The organism is Pseudomonas sp. TAA207, assembly GCF_001529285.1.
GTDB lineage: Bacteria > Pseudomonadota > Gammaproteobacteria > Pseudomonadales > Pseudomonadaceae > Aquipseudomonas > Aquipseudomonas weihenstephanensis.
In genome coordinates this window covers 154,277-170,221 of record NZ_LLWJ01000070.1, presented here as the reverse complement: position 1 = coordinate 170,221, position 15,945 = coordinate 154,277, and the positions used below count along the sequence as shown (strand labels likewise).

Below are 15,945 nucleotides of genomic sequence, written 5' to 3'. Positions count from 1 at the left end.
GAGGCAGGTGAACTCAAAAGCCACTTGCCCATTGACAGTTAGACCAGCGGCTTAGCCATGCAAGTGGTGCAGGCGGACAGAAATCGCTCCATTTTCTCGTCTATGTGAGGCTCAAGGTAGATCGCCTCCAGCGACCCATAACGGGCTTTAGGTTCATACCGTACTAATTCAAGAAAATTAGCTCCACACCCGATTAACAAACACTGAAACCCAGCCCACTAAAAAACGCTAAGGTAAATTTGTGAAATCACCACTAACGCTAGCTGCAACCCAGGCACTTAGCCAAAACGATACAACTTTGAAGCCGCTTTTGCGAGAAACCTATAGATTTCCTGACGGTGCTCTATCGCGCGCACGCGGAAATCTAAGACTGCAAGCTATTCAACGAATTGACGACATCGTAATGTTCCATCAGTTTGCAATGTTCACTCACATGCAAAGCAATGAACTCATCGCCCCAGTCTTTGAGGCCTTCAACGAACACTACGGCCGCATGTTCGACAATATGGGAGATGATCAAGAAAAAATCTCTTCCACCCGATTGGCATTCCGAAACTTCAACGAAGTGGCACAGCTTGAACAAATACAGTGTATCGCCAATGAAAGCTTAGTTATTAATCTATGGGCAACAATAGAGCAGATTTTGACTCGCTGCCTAGAAATTATTGAAAACCCCACTCCTGGGAACCGCGCCCCACACAGATGGGATATTATTGAAAAACACTACACGAATCACAACGCAAACCTAAATAAAGCCAGCTCATACTCCACCATCAACGAACTAAGGATACTGAACAACAAAATCAAACACTCTTACATAGTCGACAAAGATCTAATAAAATTCGAACACTTCAAGAATCATGAAAACAAAAGAATCAATACAATACCACTACGAACATTTGACTACACACTAGCGGCATACAATTTTGTATGCTTTATAACCAACAGAACCGGAGAAAGTATCTTTTACCCAGAGAACGAAGAGGATGACTACGACGACTACGACGACTGAGCTAGATATTGGTTACTGATAAATAGTTGGCATCAGGAGCCTCCTGATGCCCTTAAACTGATTAACTAACTATCTCAAACAGGGGAGCAGCGACCGGCTCCGTTCAATCAAGTGTAGCGGTAGTCTCGCCCCTGCATCCCTTCAAGCGAAGTAAGCGTCACATTGAAGCGCTTGAACAAAGCGAAGAAGTCTATAAGACCCATTTCCACATGAAGCCTCTTGGCTGACCTTGCCCCCGAGAAACGTATCCCTTAACCCGGCGTCGGGGTTGTGTAGTGATCAACTGATCCCGGACAAGACGTTAAGTTTTTTCTCGGACTGAGCTGGGGCCAGCTCACCGTTGAACTGATGTGGTCGATCACCAGCGCAAGCGGGAGATCGACACATTGGTACCGTCCTCTCAGACGTCGGAAGCCTCTCGGCGTTTCCATAGCTGCTTTGTCACCAATTTGAAGAGGTGCCCAGCCCTGTATTTATCCAGTTCGGCTGTCGCCCCCAAAAGCTTCGATAGCCGACCGGGCCGTGCTTCCAATCGCTCCGCGAGTGCTCTTCGCTCAATTTGTGCCAAGGCATTAAGTTTCACGGAACGAATTGTCCTCTGCCCTTTTCTAGATTTGCCCGTGAATATCCATCCTTTCTCGATCTCAATGTTATCTGAATATCGATCGAAATAAGGATGAATCCAGCGATAGCTAGCAGAAGAAACGGGCATTGGAGCATTAGCGGAAATTTTCACAGCGAGTACTGGACAGTACTTGCTGGCTTGCTGCCCTTTACGTCTTGCACGCTTTTTGATCAGGCTATTGAGTGTACGGTTATATCCATTCTTCTTTATATTGCACGTCCCACAGGACAAAGATAAGTTCGTAACTTCGTATGTGAAGTCCCGATGGATACCTTTCTCGATAAAATGCTCCAAGTGAGTAGCATAATCATCGTAAAGAAACCGCCGACACAGACTACATCTTCCCTGTTGTACCTTACGCAGCATGGGCTTGAGTGTGTCTTTGAATGCAGTGACAGCATTCACACCACTACTCCAGCTAAGGCCCTTCAGATTCGCGACAACAATGTCAGCGGGGAGGACAGGGATCGGATGGATTTGCTCGAATCCTATTTTAATCATTGCCCGACTCTCCAAGGATCGCATCAATCACCTCAACTAAAGGATCCTCCCTCCTCAGAGCCGACTTGATTGAGACCAGCTGATCCGTCAATGCGAGTAGATCAGGATGTGCAAAGCCGTCTTTTTCTATGATAGAAACCGCGCGCTGGACGACATCCACTACGATTCGATTTCGACTGGAAGTCAAGCCAAACTGCTCAAGCAAAATATCATCAGATGAAGCGCCATAAGATGCCACGCTAATGACGGGTTGATCATTGGAGAGATCAACGATTGTACTGCCTTCTAATGAGGCACTGACGATCAATGGAGAGTGAGTGCATACAACCAGATGTCCAGATTTCATTCCTATCTGGCAGATCCCATGCACTGCCGCCATAAAGTCTCGCTGCCATTGTGGATGGAGGCTATTATCAGGCTCATCCAAGAGCATCAGCGACCCCTCTTCGACCCCGAACCCTAGCCCCATAAGGTTTGTATACATATGATACTCGCCCGAACTCAATTCGAAAATTGAGAATTCAAGATCACTTCCGGCTCGCTTAACTGTAACATCGCGAAGCGAAAAAATGTCGAGCATAAAGCCCAAGCGGACTACTTCGTTAGAGGCAGTTTTGCAATGAATCCCTCCCCTCCCCATACTCAAGATCAGTCGAGCCTTAGTGGAAGACATGAATTTAATAAAGTCATTGAAGACGTTTTCACTGAATTCTTTCAGTATATGCCGAGCCACGTCATCAGACACAGGGCCAGAAAGATCAGCGTCCTCCATATTCAACAATCGCTTCAGTTTGCTCACTGAGTACCCGCTTTCCTCCGCGCTCCGCCTGCTGGATCTCTTAAGCCCATCCTTACGCACCAAGACCGACACGTTTAGATCCGGCATGATGTTAGCAAACTCATGAGCCTGTTTATAGAAAGGCCATGTGAAACGTTCGCTCTTGCTTCTATCTAAAGCAAATACAATCACGGTCTCAAAAGGTCGTTTCTTGCTAAGGAGGTTCGCCCCAACCCTCTGACCGATATAAGCATACTGTTCTGTCGCAAACTCGGTACTACCACCGCCTGCTTTTTCCTTAGAGGGAAATCTGTCAGCAACAGAGCCGGATGCGCAGATGACGTGGTTCATGACTGAGCCATCGCTGACATCAAGCTTCGTCTCAGTGGATTTCGGAGCAATCAGGCCAGCCACCAATTCTCGAAGCATTGTGCTTTTATACGAGCCGTTCTGCCCGGTGACTACAGTGCACCTAAAGCCGTGTTTTTCACAGCCGCCCTCGGATGCTACGAAGGGAATGCTCCTCCAATCACCGTCCCACGCTTGAAAATTTATTGCATTAATCATCTAGCCAAACTCCTTTTTGTGATTTTCATTCACCCATGCCGATGGAAATACCTTTTGCACCTCCATTAAATAAGCTGGATTGCGGCAGATATATGGTGACGATGGCAGGTTTGTACGCCAGATCGAGAGATCTTTCAGGAACCACTAGATCTTCCCAAAAATGATTTGAGATATGGCTTATGAATGGCTGAGTTTTGATTGGTTCGCCGATCCATGCCGGGCTCCTACGCGCCGCCCCCGCGCTGGGCGAAGCTCGCTGGGCATTCGACTGCCCTTGAGTGATGGCTCAATACTATCTCTTCGACAATGCAAGGGGAACCGGCTGGCCCGTTTCTGAAGGCCATTCGGATTCAGTTGCCAAGGGGCACAAATTCGCACCCTGGCTCACATGTGAGCAAAGAGAGGATCACCGGATGTTCTGGCGTCGCTTACGATGCGGCACAAAGCTATAGCCATCGTGGAGTACACACCTACACGCTTTTCAAGGATTTTCGAGAAGTGGGCACCTACACATCTACGCGTTTCTGGGATTTTTTGTCCTATAAGAGTTCGATTCCCTTCACCCGCTCCACTTTTCTCCAAACTCATTGATTTCACTTAAATCAACTGAGCAAGTCTCCAGAGAGTCACGTAGTCCTCCTACACAGGACTCCCACAACGTGACGCCACGCAACAACCTCCACTGCCGTTCGAGCGCAATCCACGCCCTTCGCATCACTGTCCCCGCTCGCTTGCGCGTTCAATTGGGCAAGCGCACAACTCACCTGCCTATAGCGATCTCCTGAATGGCCATCCAGCACGGCCGCCGGTACTACGATCAAGCCGGCCTCCAAAGCCCGGACGCGTCACATCGAAATAATGCGCTGCAACCTCCCTCATACCGTGCGTCCCTGCCTTTTCACGCTGTACATGGCCGTGTCGGCATGATGGAGCAATTGCGGCACCTGGTCGCCGTGCTCGGGGTAGATCGCCACGCCGATACTGGGCAGTACATTGAGCGTGTGTCCTTCGATCAATAGCGGCAGGCTGAGATTAAGGCGGACTTTTTCCGCTACGATCAGCGCATGTTCTGGCAGCTTGAGGTTATCCAGCACCAGCACGAATTCATCGCCGCTCATCCTCGCTACGGTGTCGCTTTCGCGCACGCAATGCTGCAAGCGCCTGGCAATGTGTTGCAGCAAGGTATCGCCAAAACCATGCCCATAACGATCATTGATCTGTTTGAAATGGTCCAGGTCGACATACAGCACGGCCAGAAAGCCCTTATCCCGTTTGGCTTTGGCCAATGCGCTGTGCAGGCGCTCATACAACGACTCGCGATTGAGCAGGTGGGTCAAGGCATCGTACTGGGCCAAGTACTGCAAGCGGGTATGCAGTTGTTTTCGCTCTATGGCCGCCGCCACTTGTGTGGACACGTATTGCAGTAACTCTTTGTGCTGCTCGGTGAACCGCTCGCTCCCCAGAGAACTCTTGACCAACACCGCACCGATAATGCCTTTGTGGGTGGCCAAGGGCACACCCAGCCATGAGGCCGTATCGTGCGCATTGTGCAGCAGGGGTTGGCCACCGCGAATGACTAATTCACTGAAATGGCTGACCTCGGACTTCTCTCGTTGCAGGTGATCATCAACGTGATAAGGAAAACTCAATTCACCTTGAGGGGTGTCGCACAGCGCTATTGAGAAATTCAACGCAGGCAGCCATTGGCCGATCAACTGATGCACCCGCTTGAAGAGCTGCATCAAGTCTTCGGCGTTATGCGCCGCTTCAGAGATATCAAACAACGCCTGCTGGCGAGACTCCGCATGCTTTCGCTCGGTGATGTCGCGAGCCACCGCGATGCGCATCTGCCAGTTCTCAGACCAGCGTGCCGACCACAGGATATGAGCCACCTGCCCATCTTTGCGCGCATAACGGTTCTCGAAATTGAGCTTGGGTTCACCGCCCATGATTTCCTTGGCCGCCTGAAGGGTGCGCTCACGGTCGGCGGGGAGCACCAGGTCAATCATGTGGGTGCCAATCAATTCGTCCTGCGCATAACCAAAAATGCGTTCGCAGGCGGCACTTATATAAATGAAGCGCCCCTGGCGATCGACCACACATACGGCATCGAGCAACAAGTCAATAAAGCTGGATTGAGACAGGTAGCTTTTAATATCCATTGGGCAGCTCTAAGCCAGAAGGTGGAACCTCATACGCCATCCTTTTACGTAATACCCGCCGAGTGAATCCTTGCCACTCAGTTCATCCAAGACTCAACCACAACCCGGGCAATGCATGGCCCAAGGCACTGATGGCAAAGCCTATAAACATGACGCCGCACAAGCGTGTAATCAGTAATTCATGGCGCTGATACACAGCCCGCACCTGGCTGGCCCCCACCACCGCGACCAAAATGGCGTAAGCCAGCGCGCCGCCCACAAAGCTGAGCGCAATCAGCCAGGGCAACATCGCCCACGTCAAAAGCTCTGCCCGACTGGAAAGCAAAGCGGTAAAAGTGGCCACTGCTACGGGATAGGCTTTGGGGTTGGTCAGGCCAAAAAAAATACCGTGGGCAAACGGCTGGCGGGCCGGACCTTGTTGCGCTCCGCTGTTACGTTGCGCACGGACGGCACGCAGCCCTAACCAGAACAAGTACAGCCCGCTCAACAAACCAAGCACGTTAAATGCGGTGCTGCCGAACTCCCGCGCACCCACGATGGCAATCAATGCCGTACTGCACCAAATCACATCACCGAGTAAGTGCCCGCACAAAAAACCGGCGCCCGCGCGACGCCCACGTGCCGCACCAATCCCAAAAACGGCCAACACCCCGGGCCCCGGTGTGATGCCATAAATAAAGCCTGAGGCCAGTACTGCCAACAACAACGAAAGTGTCATGCAAAAACGCTCCAGAAATCGTGCTCATGCTCTCCAATTGGCCGTCGAGCGCCTCGATTCTGCACGTTCTTGAACACTATGTAACCGCATGTTGAATTAAAACCGCTTATCGCCGCCTCAAACAAACCGGGCACGCGTTAGCGACGCCCCACTATGTTGACCACCAAGCGGTCAACCCAGCCCCAGATGCGCTGTTTGACCCGCCGCCAAAGAGGACGCGATTGCCAGGCGTACAAGCTGACCGGCTGGCTCTGTTTGAAGTCACTGACAAAACTGGTAGCCACCGCTTGAGTCAAGGCCGGGTCCAGCGCTTCGAGATTGGCCTCAAGGTTGAAGTGCAAGTTCCAGTGATCGAAGTTGCACGAACCAATACTCACCCAGTCATCGATCAGCACCATTTTGAGGTGCAAAAAACACGGCTGATACTCAAAAATCTGCACCCCCGCCTTAAGCAAGCGCGGGTAGTAGCGATGACCGGCATACCGCACGGAGGGATGATCGGTACGAGGACCGGTGAGCAGCAAGCGCACATCAACCCCACGGCTCGCCGCGCGACGCAACGAGCGGCGCACTTGCCAGGTCGGCAGAAAATAAGGCGTGGCCAACCAGATTCGCTGTTTGGCGCTGTTAATTGCCCTGACCAGCGACTGCAAAATATCGCGGTGTTGATGCGCATCGGCATACGCCACCCGGCCCATCCCCGCCCCTTGCTCGGGCACCCTGGGCAAATGGGACAACCCGAAGTGCGTGGCGGGTTTCCAGGCTTTGCGGCTGATATTGGCGCGCCATTGCCGGTCAAACAGCATCTGCCAGTCCTGCACCAACGGCCCTTGAATCTCGACCATCACTTCATGCCAGTCGCAGGTATTGGTACCCGGCTGCCAAAATTCATCGGTCACGCCCGTGCCACCGACCACAGCCAATTGCTGATCCACCAACAACAACTTGCGGTGATCGCGGTACAGATTATTCAACCCCTTGCGCCAACTGATGCGGTTGTAAAAGCGCAACTCCACGCCAGCGTCGATCAAGCGGCGACGTAACCCCACGGAAAACGCCAAGCTGCCGTAACCGTCAAACAGGCACCGCACCCGCACTTCGCGTTCGGCTGCATGCTCCAGGGCCTGCACGATCGCGTCTGCACAGGCCCCGCTTTCGACCAAATACAGCTCCAGGTCGATATGGTCCTGTGCCTGGGCAATGGCGGCGAGCATACGCGGGAAAAATTGCGGACCGTCGATCAACAATTCGAAGCGATTGGCACTGCGCCATGGGAATACGGCCCCTGCCATCTCAGCGCGCCGTGAAAATCAGCACCGCACCCACCGGCACTGAAAAGCTGATCGCCGACAAACCGGCCAATTTACGCAAGGTTTGCAGCTCGGGTTGCAACCCGAAATCCTCGGCCTGCACCACCAGCGGTTCCAGGGTCACCACTTGAAAGCGATGCTCGTCCAGGCGCGTGGCCAATAACTCGGCATCATAGGTGTGCTGCTTACCGCGCAGGCTGACTGTGACCGGTAAGCGCAACTCAAATTGGGCACCAGGCGCCAGATCATTGATGGGTTGTAGGTCGATTTGCGCCGTGATCTGCGCTTCGGGGTAGTGCTTGAAGTCGAACAACACATCACGCATGCGTTCGTCGCGCAACGGCACCGCGCTGTTGACCGAATCCATCTCGATACGCAATTGCGCTTGCCCCTTGCGGTCCACTTTGCCGTGCAACACCAAAAATCGATGCACATCTGCAACGTTGGCGTTTTGCGTGGTGATAAACGACAAACGCGACGATTCACCATCCAGATACCAATTGGCCTGCGCAGGCAGGCTCACGCCGAGCGTCAGTAACACCGCGCCAACAGAAGATAAACACGCTTTAAACATAAGGACTCTTTAGCCAGTAGACGTGGGCGAACATTACCCCTAGTCCGGGTACATGCAAGCCGTGCGGTAGGTTTTTTTCGCGCACCGTGTAGGACGTTAACTTAACCCGACAGTTCATCTGGCCTCAAACGCCCGCTGCGTCTGTCATGCAAGCATCATCCAACTGTCATGGCGATGACATTGCGCCTGCCTAGCCTGAGGTTGCACACCTCAGTCGATTGGCAGCAACCCTAAGCGGGCAAAGGCCTGCATGGAGATTGGCAATGTCTCAGATCGCCCGCATTCGCGACACTGTTCACGCACGACGCCTGCTGGCAGAGCGTCTGGTCGACCCCAAAGGGTTGCGCGAGGCGCAAGCGCTGCGCTTTCGGGTGTTCAGCGATGAACTCAACGCCACGCTCAAAGGCGGGGAAAGTGGGCTGGACCAAGACGCATTCGACACGCACTGCACGCACATCGGTGTACGCGACTTAAGCAGCGGCCAACTGGTCGCCACCACGCGTCTGCTGGATCACGCCGCCGCACGCAGCATTGGCCACTTTTACAGCGAAGAAGAATTCAACCTGCACGGGCTGGCGCATCTGCAAGGACCGATTCTGGAGATTGGCCGCACCTGTGTGGACCCGGCCTACCGCAATGGCGGCACGATTGCAGTGCTGTGGGCGGAATTGGCCGAGGTACTCAACCAGGGCAACTATCGCTACCTGATGGGCTGCGCCAGCATCCCGATGCAGGATGGTGGCGTGCAAGCACAGGCGATCATGCAGCGCCTGCGTGAACGATATTTATGTACCGAGCACTTACGCGCCGAACCGAAAAAACCGTTACCGCCGCGCGAGGTGCCCCTCAACCTCATCGCGCAAATGCCCCCGCTGCTCAAAGCCTACATGCGCCTGGGTGCCAAGGTGTGCGGCGAGCCGTGCTGGGACGAAGACTTTCAGGTCGCCGATGTTTTTATCCTGCTCAAGCGTGACGAACTCTGCCCGCGCTATGCACGCCACTTCAAGGCGGCCATGTAATGCGCCGGTTGCGTCGCTATGGCCGAGTGGCCCGCGTGCTGCTGGTGGTCGCGCTGGGGCTGGGCATGGCCAGTGTGTTTGGGCTGATGGAGCGTCTAAAACTCAACAGCACCATGAACCGGCGCCAGCGTTGGTCACAATTTTTCATGAGCCGTTTGAGCAATGCCCTGCCCTATCGCATCCAAGTGTTCGGGCAACTGCCTCAAACCCCCATGCTATGGGTCAGCAATCATGTGTCATGGACTGACATTGCGCTGCTGGGGCAATTGACCCCTTTGTCGTTTTTGTCCAAAGCCGAGGTTCGCGGCTGGCCCGTGGCGGGTTGGCTGGCCGCCAAGGCTGGCAGTCTGTTCATTCGCCGTGGCGCGGGCGACAGCCAGCGGATTCGCGAGCACATGACCCGGCACTTGCAGCAGCCGCTGCCGCTATTGATGTTTCCCGAGGGCACGACCACTGACGGGCGCTCGGTGCGTACCTTTCACGGGCGCCTGTTGTCGGCGGCCATCGACAGTCATGTGCCTGTGCAACCGGTTGCCATCCGCTATGTCCGTGATGGCGAGCCAGACACCATCGCGCCGTTTATCGGGGATGACGATTTGGTGTCGCACTTGTTGCGCTTGTTCAGCCACGCCCAGGCGGACGTCGAGATTCACCTGCTGGAACCGATTGCCAGCGATCAGCAAGAGCGCGCAGTGCTGGCATTCAGAGCCCAGGAGGCTATCAGCCGTGTGTTGATGGGCACTCCCGTTTTGGCGGCTGAGCCTGCCTGCGAGACTGGCGTGCTATCACACTAAAGGGGGCGGGCTTGGCAAGCGTGCAATTGCTGCGCCGCGTAAGCCTGTAACTGCGGGTAGAAAGCACGAAAGTCTTCGCTCAACGGCGCGTACAAAGACGTCAGGTCTTGCATGGCGCCCGCCAGCTCTTGCGGGCGAGACAAACGCCGGGAGATACCGACAAACACCTGCTCAAGCGTTTCGAAATGCTGATATGAACCCAGCCAATCGTGGGCTGCCATGTGGGGAGCAATGCGTGCGAGACGACTCGGCAAATGCGCCTGGGCCTTCAGCACGCGATAAAAGTCAGCTGTAAAGCGCTCCAGCGGCTGCTCGGCGTAGCGGCTCCAGTCCCGGGCAAGGCAATGATCGAAAAACACATCGAGCACGATCCCCGCATAGCGGCGACGGGTATGGCTAAAACGCGCCAGCGCCTGATCAACCAGCGGATGATGGTCGGTGAACACATCAATGCTGCGGTGCAGTTGAATACCCGACTCGATATCCGGCCGAAATTGCCCTTGCAGGCGTCCTTTCACGAAGTCGCCGTACAGGCTGCCGAGTAATTCTTCAGGGCGCTGGCCGCCCAGGTGCAGATGTGCGAGATAATTCATGCCGCGCAGTTTAGCACTGCTCTCCCAATATCGTTATAACCCGATATACCGTTTCGAGCTGATCTCAGATCGAAATCATATTTGTATATCGCGATATAACGATTTAAAGTTCGCCTCATCGCGATATAACGTTGTACCTCATTGAGCACTGCCACCATGACGATCGACCTCGACGAAATAATAAAAGCGCTGGCACACCCAGTACGCCGAGAAATCCTCAATCTGCTGAAAGATCCGCAGACCTCGTTCCCCGACCAGCTGCACTCCACCGAGCACGGCGTTTGCGCCGGGCAGTTTGACCAGCACTGCGGCCTGTCGCAGTCCACGGTGTCGGCCCATCTGGCGACGCTGCAACGCGCGGGGCTGATTACCAGCCAAAAGCACGGTCAATGGCACTTTTTCAAACGCAACGAAGACACCATTCAAGCCTTCCTCGCCAAACTTAACCAAGCGCTTTAACAAGGATTTCCATGCCCCTCTCGCTCCTCATTCTGGCGCTCAGCGCCTTCGCCATCGGCACCACCGAGTTCGTGATCATGGGCTTGCTGCCTGATGTCGCGACCGACCTTGGCGTGTCCATACCCGGCGCTGGCTGGCTGGTGACGGGCTATGCACTGGGCGTGGCCATTGGTGCACCGTTCATGGCACTGGCCACGGCAAAATTACCGCGCAAGGCTGCGCTGGTAGCGTTGATGGGCATTTTTATCGTTGGCAATTTGCTGTGTGCATTGGCCAGCGATTACAACGTACTAATGTTTGCCCGCGTGGTGACAGCCCTGTGCCACGGTGCCTTCTTCGGGATTGGCTCGGTGGTCGCCGCAGGCCTGGTGCCCGCCAACAAGCGTGCTTCTGCCGTAGCATTGATGTTTACCGGGCTGACCCTGGCTAACGTGTTGGGCGTGCCGCTGGGCACCGCACTGGGGCAGGCCGCTGGCTGGCGCTCGACATTTTTTGCCGTCACCGTTATTGGCGTAGTGGCATTGATTGGCCTGATTCGCTTCCTGCCAGCCAAGCGCGACGAAGAAAAACTCGACATGCGCGCTGAGCTGGCCGCCCTCAAAGGTGCAGGCATCTGGCTTTCACTGAGCATGACGGCACTGTTTGCAGCATCCATGTTCACCCTGTTCACCTATGTGGCGCCCCTGTTGGGCGATGTCACGGGCGTTTCGCCGCGTGGCGTGACCTGGACCCTGCTACTGATCGGCCTGGGCCTGACCGTCGGTAACATCATCGGTGGCAAATTGGCAGACAAGCGCCTGGCCGCAACCCTGATCGGCGTGTTCATTGCCATGGCGGTGATTTCCACCGTACTGACGTGGACCAGCGTGGCGATCATTCCGACCGAGATCACCCTGTTCCTGTGGGCAACCGCGTCGTTCGCCGCCGTACCGGCGCTGCAAGTCAACGTCGTCACATTCGGCAAAGCGGCCCCCAATCTGGTGTCGACCCTGAACATTGGCGCTTTCAACCTGGGCAACGCACTTGGGGCCTGGGTAGGCGGCAGCGTAATTGCCCACGGTTTCGGCCTTACCAGCGTGCCACTGGCGGCAGCCGCCCTGGCGGTACTGGCTTTGCTGGTGACCCTGATTACATTTCGCCAGGGCGGTAACACCGAACTGGCCACTGCCACACACTGATCTTTGAGAGGGCTACAGACATGACCACGATTTTCGATCCAATCACACTGGGCGACCTCCAACTGCCCAACCGCATCATCATGGCGCCGCTGACCCGCTGTCGCGCCGATGAAGGACGAGTTCCTAACGCGTTAATGGCTGAATACTACGTACAGCGGGCATCGGCCGGCCTGATCCTTAGCGAAGCAACTTCGGTCACCCCGCTTGGCGTGGGCTACCCCGACACTCCGGGGATCTGGTCCGACGATCAAGTTCGCGGCTGGAGCAATGTCACCAAAGCGCTGCACGCGGCCGGAGGTCGAATCTTCTTGCAACTGTGGCACGTGGGTCGCATTTCCCATCCGATTTACCTCAATGGCGAAGCGCCTGTCGCTCCAAGCGCCATTGCGGCTCAAGGCCATGTGAGCCTGGTGCGTCCAAAGGTTGATTTCCCCACCCCGCGTGCACTGGAAACGGCCGAAATCGCCGACATCGTTGAGGCCTATCGCACCGGCGCAGAGAACGCCAAAGCCGCAGGTTTTGACGGTGTAGAGATTCACGGCGCCAATGGCTATCTGCTTGACCAGTTCCTGCAAAGCGGCACCAATCAGCGCACCGATCAATACGGTGGCAGCATCGAAAACCGTGCTCGCTTGCTGCTGGAAGTCACTGACGCTGCAATCGACGTCTGGGGCGCAGGCCGCGTAGGCGTGCACCTGTCGCCACGGGCTGACCTGCACGACATGGGCGATGAAAACCTGGCTGAAACCTTTGGCTACGTGGCCCGTGAACTGGGTAAGCGCGGCATTGCCTTTATTTGCTCACGCGAAGCAGAAGGCCCGGACAGCATCGGCCCGCAGTTGAAAGAAGCCTTTGGCGGCCCTTACATCGTTAATGAGGGTTTCACCAAGGACAGCGCCAACGCATGGCTGGCGGCGGGTAAAGCAGATGCGGTGGCCTTTGGTGTGCCCTTTATCGCCAACCCAGACCTGCCTGCACGCCTCAAAGTTGATGCACCACTCAATGAAGCGCACCCAGAAACGTTTTACTCGAAAGGCGCTGTCGGCTACATCGACTACCCTGCCCTGTAAACGCCACACGCTCTGAATGCGTGTGACACAAAACAAAACGCCCACGGTCATCGACCTTGGGCGTTTTGCTGTTAAGAGGGGGTCACGCGCTGCCGAAAAAATATCATGCAGGCTTCGGACAGTCCCTGGCAGTTATCTGAAAAAAAGGGGCGGTTTGACCCGCCCACATTTATTCCTTAATCCCTTTTTTCCCTTTCATCATCCTGATGAATCGCATCCTGCGATGTCCTTCAACGTCCATCCTTGAACGCTGTATCGATCCGTCGATACAGTTGTGATATTAAAGATTTCCAAAGCAGCTGCAACCACACCAGTTATAGATTTTTATTACATCTCAGAACCGTAGTTATTATTAAAAAGCTTACTAATCAATAAGTTATAAAATAAGCAACGTAAGAAAAAGCCACAAACAAAACACTTAACTACCGTTTGCTTACAACAAGAGTAAGTAATGACTTACAAAACGATGAAGCAAAAGTTCAATTGTGTTCGTGACATTCCATTTCAACCGCTGCTTTGAAGGGGGGCGAGGTCGAAATATCGCGCTTGGCTGATGTAAAAAACCCGGCACATGGCCGGGTTTTTTAAAGGCTCACATTGCTTACTGGAACAACGACTCACTCGAAAGGCCGTTCTTTTCCAAGATCTCACGCAAGCGCTTCAGACCCTCAACCTGGATCTGGCGGACACGCTCACGCGTCAGACCAATTTCCAGCCCTACATCTTCCAGCGTGCTGCTTTCATGTCCACGCAACCCAAAGCGGCGAATCACCACCTCACGTTGCTTGTCCGTCAGCTCCGATAACCACTGATCAATACTCTGCGACAAATCATCGTCTTGCAGCAGCTCACAAGGATCTGTTGGACGATCATCGGTCAGGGTATCAAGCAGGGTCTTATCGGAATCGGGGCCTAAAGAAACATCGACCGAGGACACTCGCTCGTTGAGACCCAGCATGCGCTTGACCTCAGCCACGGGTTTTTCGAGCAGATTGGCGATTTCTTCAGGGGAGGGTTCGTGATCGAGCTTTTGGGTCAGTTCACGTGCAGCTCGCAAGTAAACGTTCAGCTCTTTTACAACGTGGATCGGTAAACGAATGGTACGGGTCTGGTTCATGATCGCCCGTTCAATCGTTTGGCGGATCCACCAGGTGGCATATGTCGAGAAGCGGAACCCGCGTTCAGGGTCAAATTTCTCGACCGCCCGGATGAGGCCCAGGTTGCCCTCTTCAATCAGGTCCAACAGCGAAAGCCCGCGATTGACGTAGCGTCGGGCGATTTTAACCACCAATCGCAAGTTGCTTTCAATCATGCGCTTACGCCCGGCCGGATCTCCTTTTTGCGACAAGCGCGCAAAATGGACTTCCTCTTCGGGAGAGAGTAACGGGGAAAAGCCAATTTCATTGAGGTACAACTGAGTCGCATCGAGCGCTCGGGTGTAGTCAATGTACTTGTGCTGTTTTAAAGCAGATGAGTTTTTAGATTTGGTACGAACTGCAGGGGGTGAAGCATCATCTTCTGACATCGAGTCCGCGACGGTGTAAGCGTCCATAAGGAGCACCTCATCGTCGATGTCAAACCCCGGCGCTTCTTTGTTGAGAGCCATTTTATAGTCCTTTGGTGAGTTCGACCTCAAGCTCTAGCGTCACCGATCCTTGGCAATGCTGGAGCCCATTCCTTTGCTACATCAGGAACAGGCTGGTAACTGATCAACGGCGTGGAAGGAATTGCAGTGGATCTACAGGCTTACCTTGACGGCGAATTTCAAAGTGAAGTTTCACCCGGTCTGTACCAGTTGACCCCATTTCGGCAATTGTCTGTCCAACCTTGACCTGCTGCCCCTCCCGAACCAACAACCTGCGGTTATGACCGTAGGCACTGACATAGGTATCGCTGTGTTTAATGATGACTAACTCGCCGTAGCCCCTCAATCCACTCCCGGCATAAACAACTGAGCCATCAGACGCAGCTAAAACAGGCTGTCCCAAATCCCCGGCGATATCAATACCTTTATTCAAACTACCGTTTGAAGAGAATTTACCGATCAAAATACCGTTAGCAGGCCAGCCCCAGCCCTTGGGCGCGGGGCCTGCGGGTAGAGGCGCAGTGACCACAGGCGTCTTGGCCGTGGTTGCCGGGCGCTTGATCACAGTGGTCTTGCTGCCCGAAGAAGGCGAGGTAACGGTGGTCGCAACTGCCGCCGGTCGAGTGCCCGCACGGCCATCAAAACGGATGGTCTGACCCGGAACAATGGTGAACGGCGCACCAATATTGTTGCGTGCGGCCAATGCCTTCCAATCCCAACCGTAGCGAAACGCAATCGAGAATAGCGTATCGCCACGTCGCACAACGTACTGCCCGGTGGTCACTGCGGGACGTTGTGCCACACCGTTGCGGTCAACGACCCGCACACCGTTTTTAGGCGTGCTGGAGCATGCCGCCAACAAGGCGAGTGTGGCACTCAGGAATAGACCGACCACCAGTCTTTGATAGCTTTTGGTATTCATACGCTGCGCAATGACTGTGAGACTCACCCGCCGCTCCCTTTGATGGTGGCTAAATATTAGAAGGCCAGTGGCGGCCAA

At 54.4% G+C, this 15,945-nt stretch carries 15 protein-coding genes; 6 read left to right on the top strand and 9 right to left on the bottom strand.

Annotated elements, in window-relative coordinates; genetic code table 11:
* Positions 1–241 precede the first annotated feature (241 nt).
* Complete coding sequence (locus tag AP059_RS17605) at positions 242–1,012, top strand: hypothetical protein (RefSeq protein WP_131811531.1); 771 nt, start codon at positions 242–244, stop codon at positions 1,010–1,012.
* A 400-nt stretch (positions 1,013–1,412) separates the two neighbouring features.
* Here the strand turns inward: AP059_RS17605 and AP059_RS17600 are convergent, their stop codons facing one another.
* The 6 genes from AP059_RS17600 to AP059_RS17575 form a co-directional block, all read right to left on the bottom strand.
* Positions 1,413–2,138 carry a hypothetical protein gene (locus AP059_RS17600; protein ID WP_059764587.1) on the bottom strand — a complete coding sequence of 242 codons (726 nt, stop codon included), beginning with the start codon at positions 2,136–2,138 and terminating at the stop codon, positions 1,413–1,415.
* Positions 2,131–3,483 carry an AAA family ATPase gene (locus AP059_RS22085; protein ID WP_177332407.1) on the bottom strand — a complete coding sequence of 451 codons (1,353 nt, stop codon included), beginning with the start codon at positions 3,481–3,483 and terminating at the stop codon, positions 2,131–2,133. The genes AP059_RS17600 and AP059_RS22085 overlap by 8 nt, the downstream gene beginning before the upstream one ends.
* An 875-nt stretch (positions 3,484–4,358) precedes the next feature.
* Entirely contained in the window at positions 4,359–5,645 is a 1,287-nt protein-coding gene (locus AP059_RS17590; RefSeq protein ID WP_059764585.1) for a GGDEF domain-containing protein, read from the bottom strand.
* Between the two features lie 82 nt (positions 5,646–5,727).
* Positions 5,728–6,363: a LysE family translocator gene (locus AP059_RS17585; RefSeq protein WP_048399970.1), complete on the bottom strand. Its 636-nt coding sequence runs from the start codon at positions 6,361–6,363 to the stop codon at positions 5,728–5,730.
* Positions 6,364–6,500: 137 nt separating this feature from the next.
* A complete protein-coding gene (locus AP059_RS17580; protein ID WP_059764582.1) occupies positions 6,501–7,655 on the bottom strand; it encodes a phospholipase D-like domain-containing protein in 1,155 nt (384 codons plus the stop codon).
* 1 nt (position 7,656) lies between these two features.
* The gene (locus AP059_RS17575; RefSeq protein ID WP_059764580.1) at positions 7,657–8,247 is read right to left on the bottom strand and encodes a YceI family protein; all 591 of its coding nucleotides are present in this window, start codon (positions 8,245–8,247) and stop codon (positions 7,657–7,659) included.
* Positions 8,248–8,510: 263 nt separating this feature from the next.
* On the opposite strand from AP059_RS17575, the gene olsB reads away from it, so the two are divergent.
* Both olsB and AP059_RS17565 read left to right on the top strand, forming a co-directional pair.
* Positions 8,511–9,266, top strand: a complete 756-nt coding sequence (olsB, locus tag AP059_RS17570) for an L-ornithine N(alpha)-acyltransferase (protein WP_059764578.1) — start codon at positions 8,511–8,513, stop codon at positions 9,264–9,266.
* Positions 9,266–10,060 carry a lysophospholipid acyltransferase family protein gene (locus AP059_RS17565; RefSeq protein WP_059764575.1) on the top strand — a complete coding sequence of 265 codons (795 nt, stop codon included), beginning with the start codon at positions 9,266–9,268 and terminating at the stop codon, positions 10,058–10,060. Before olsB ends, AP059_RS17565 begins: the two co-directional genes overlap by 1 nt.
* Here AP059_RS17565 and AP059_RS17560 read toward each other — a convergent pair.
* Positions 10,057–10,653 carry an acyl carrier protein phosphodiesterase gene (locus AP059_RS17560; protein ID WP_059764573.1) on the bottom strand — a complete coding sequence of 199 codons (597 nt, stop codon included), beginning with the start codon at positions 10,651–10,653 and terminating at the stop codon, positions 10,057–10,059. The genes AP059_RS17565 and AP059_RS17560 overlap by 4 nt on opposite strands.
* Positions 10,654–10,809: 156 nt before the next feature.
* Between AP059_RS17560 and AP059_RS17555 the strand changes: the two genes are divergently transcribed.
* From AP059_RS17555 to AP059_RS17545, 3 genes are read left to right on the top strand one after another with little or no spacing between them, the layout of a single operon-like run.
* Complete coding sequence (locus AP059_RS17555; RefSeq protein WP_048363384.1) at positions 10,810–11,112, top strand: ArsR/SmtB family transcription factor; 303 nt, start codon at positions 10,810–10,812, stop codon at positions 11,110–11,112.
* Positions 11,113–11,123: 11 nt separating this feature from the next.
* Positions 11,124–12,290 carry an MFS transporter gene (locus AP059_RS17550; RefSeq protein ID WP_048399979.1) on the top strand — a complete coding sequence of 389 codons (1,167 nt, stop codon included), beginning with the start codon at positions 11,124–11,126 and terminating at the stop codon, positions 12,288–12,290.
* A 20-nt stretch (positions 12,291–12,310) separates the two neighbouring features.
* The gene (locus tag AP059_RS17545) at positions 12,311–13,360 is read left to right on the top strand and encodes an alkene reductase (RefSeq protein ID WP_059764571.1); all 1,050 of its coding nucleotides are present in this window, start codon (positions 12,311–12,313) and stop codon (positions 13,358–13,360) included.
* Between the two features lie 601 nt (positions 13,361–13,961).
* Here the strand turns inward: AP059_RS17545 and rpoS are convergent.
* Together rpoS and AP059_RS17535 are read right to left on the bottom strand one after the other, a co-directional pair.
* Positions 13,962–14,966: an RNA polymerase sigma factor RpoS gene (gene rpoS, locus AP059_RS17540; protein ID WP_059764569.1), complete on the bottom strand. Its 1,005-nt coding sequence runs from the start codon at positions 14,964–14,966 to the stop codon at positions 13,962–13,964.
* A 103-nt stretch (positions 14,967–15,069) separates the two neighbouring features.
* Positions 15,070–15,894 (bottom strand): peptidoglycan DD-metalloendopeptidase family protein, encoded by an 825-nt coding sequence (locus AP059_RS17535; protein ID WP_059764567.1) that lies wholly within the window; start codon positions 15,892–15,894, stop codon positions 15,070–15,072.
* Between the last annotated feature and the right edge of the window lie 51 nt (positions 15,895–15,945).

Bases quoted from the DNA above. Each gene is read 5' to 3' on its own strand.
- AP059_RS17565 (WP_059764575.1), top strand. From the start codon at position 9,266: ATGCGCCGGTTGCGTCGCTATGGCCGAGTGGCCCGCGTGCTGCTGGTG.
- AP059_RS17600 (WP_059764587.1), bottom strand. From the start codon at position 2,138: ATGATTAAAATAGGATTCGAGCAAATCCATCCGATCCCTGTCCTCCCC.
- AP059_RS17550 (WP_048399979.1), top strand. From the start codon at position 11,124: ATGCCCCTCTCGCTCCTCATTCTGGCGCTCAGCGCCTTCGCCATCGGC.
- olsB (WP_059764578.1), top strand. From the start codon at position 8,511: ATGTCTCAGATCGCCCGCATTCGCGACACTGTTCACGCACGACGCCTG.
- AP059_RS17580 (WP_059764582.1), bottom strand. From the start codon at position 7,655: ATGGCAGGGGCCGTATTCCCATGGCGCAGTGCCAATCGCTTCGAATTG.
- AP059_RS17555 (WP_048363384.1), top strand. From the start codon at position 10,810: ATGACGATCGACCTCGACGAAATAATAAAAGCGCTGGCACACCCAGTA.
- AP059_RS17575 (WP_059764580.1), bottom strand. From the start codon at position 8,247: ATGTTTAAAGCGTGTTTATCTTCTGTTGGCGCGGTGTTACTGACGCTC.
- AP059_RS22085 (WP_177332407.1), bottom strand. From the start codon at position 3,483: ATGATTAATGCAATAAATTTTCAAGCGTGGGACGGTGATTGGAGGAGC.
- AP059_RS17560 (WP_059764573.1), bottom strand. From the start codon at position 10,653: ATGAATTATCTCGCACATCTGCACCTGGGCGGCCAGCGCCCTGAAGAA.
- AP059_RS17585 (WP_048399970.1), bottom strand. From the start codon at position 6,363: ATGACACTTTCGTTGTTGTTGGCAGTACTGGCCTCAGGCTTTATTTAT.
- rpoS (WP_059764569.1), bottom strand. From the start codon at position 14,966: ATGGCTCTCAACAAAGAAGCGCCGGGGTTTGACATCGACGATGAGGTG.
- AP059_RS17590 (WP_059764585.1), bottom strand. From the start codon at position 5,645: ATGGATATTAAAAGCTACCTGTCTCAATCCAGCTTTATTGACTTGTTG.
- AP059_RS17545 (WP_059764571.1), top strand. From the start codon at position 12,311: ATGACCACGATTTTCGATCCAATCACACTGGGCGACCTCCAACTGCCC.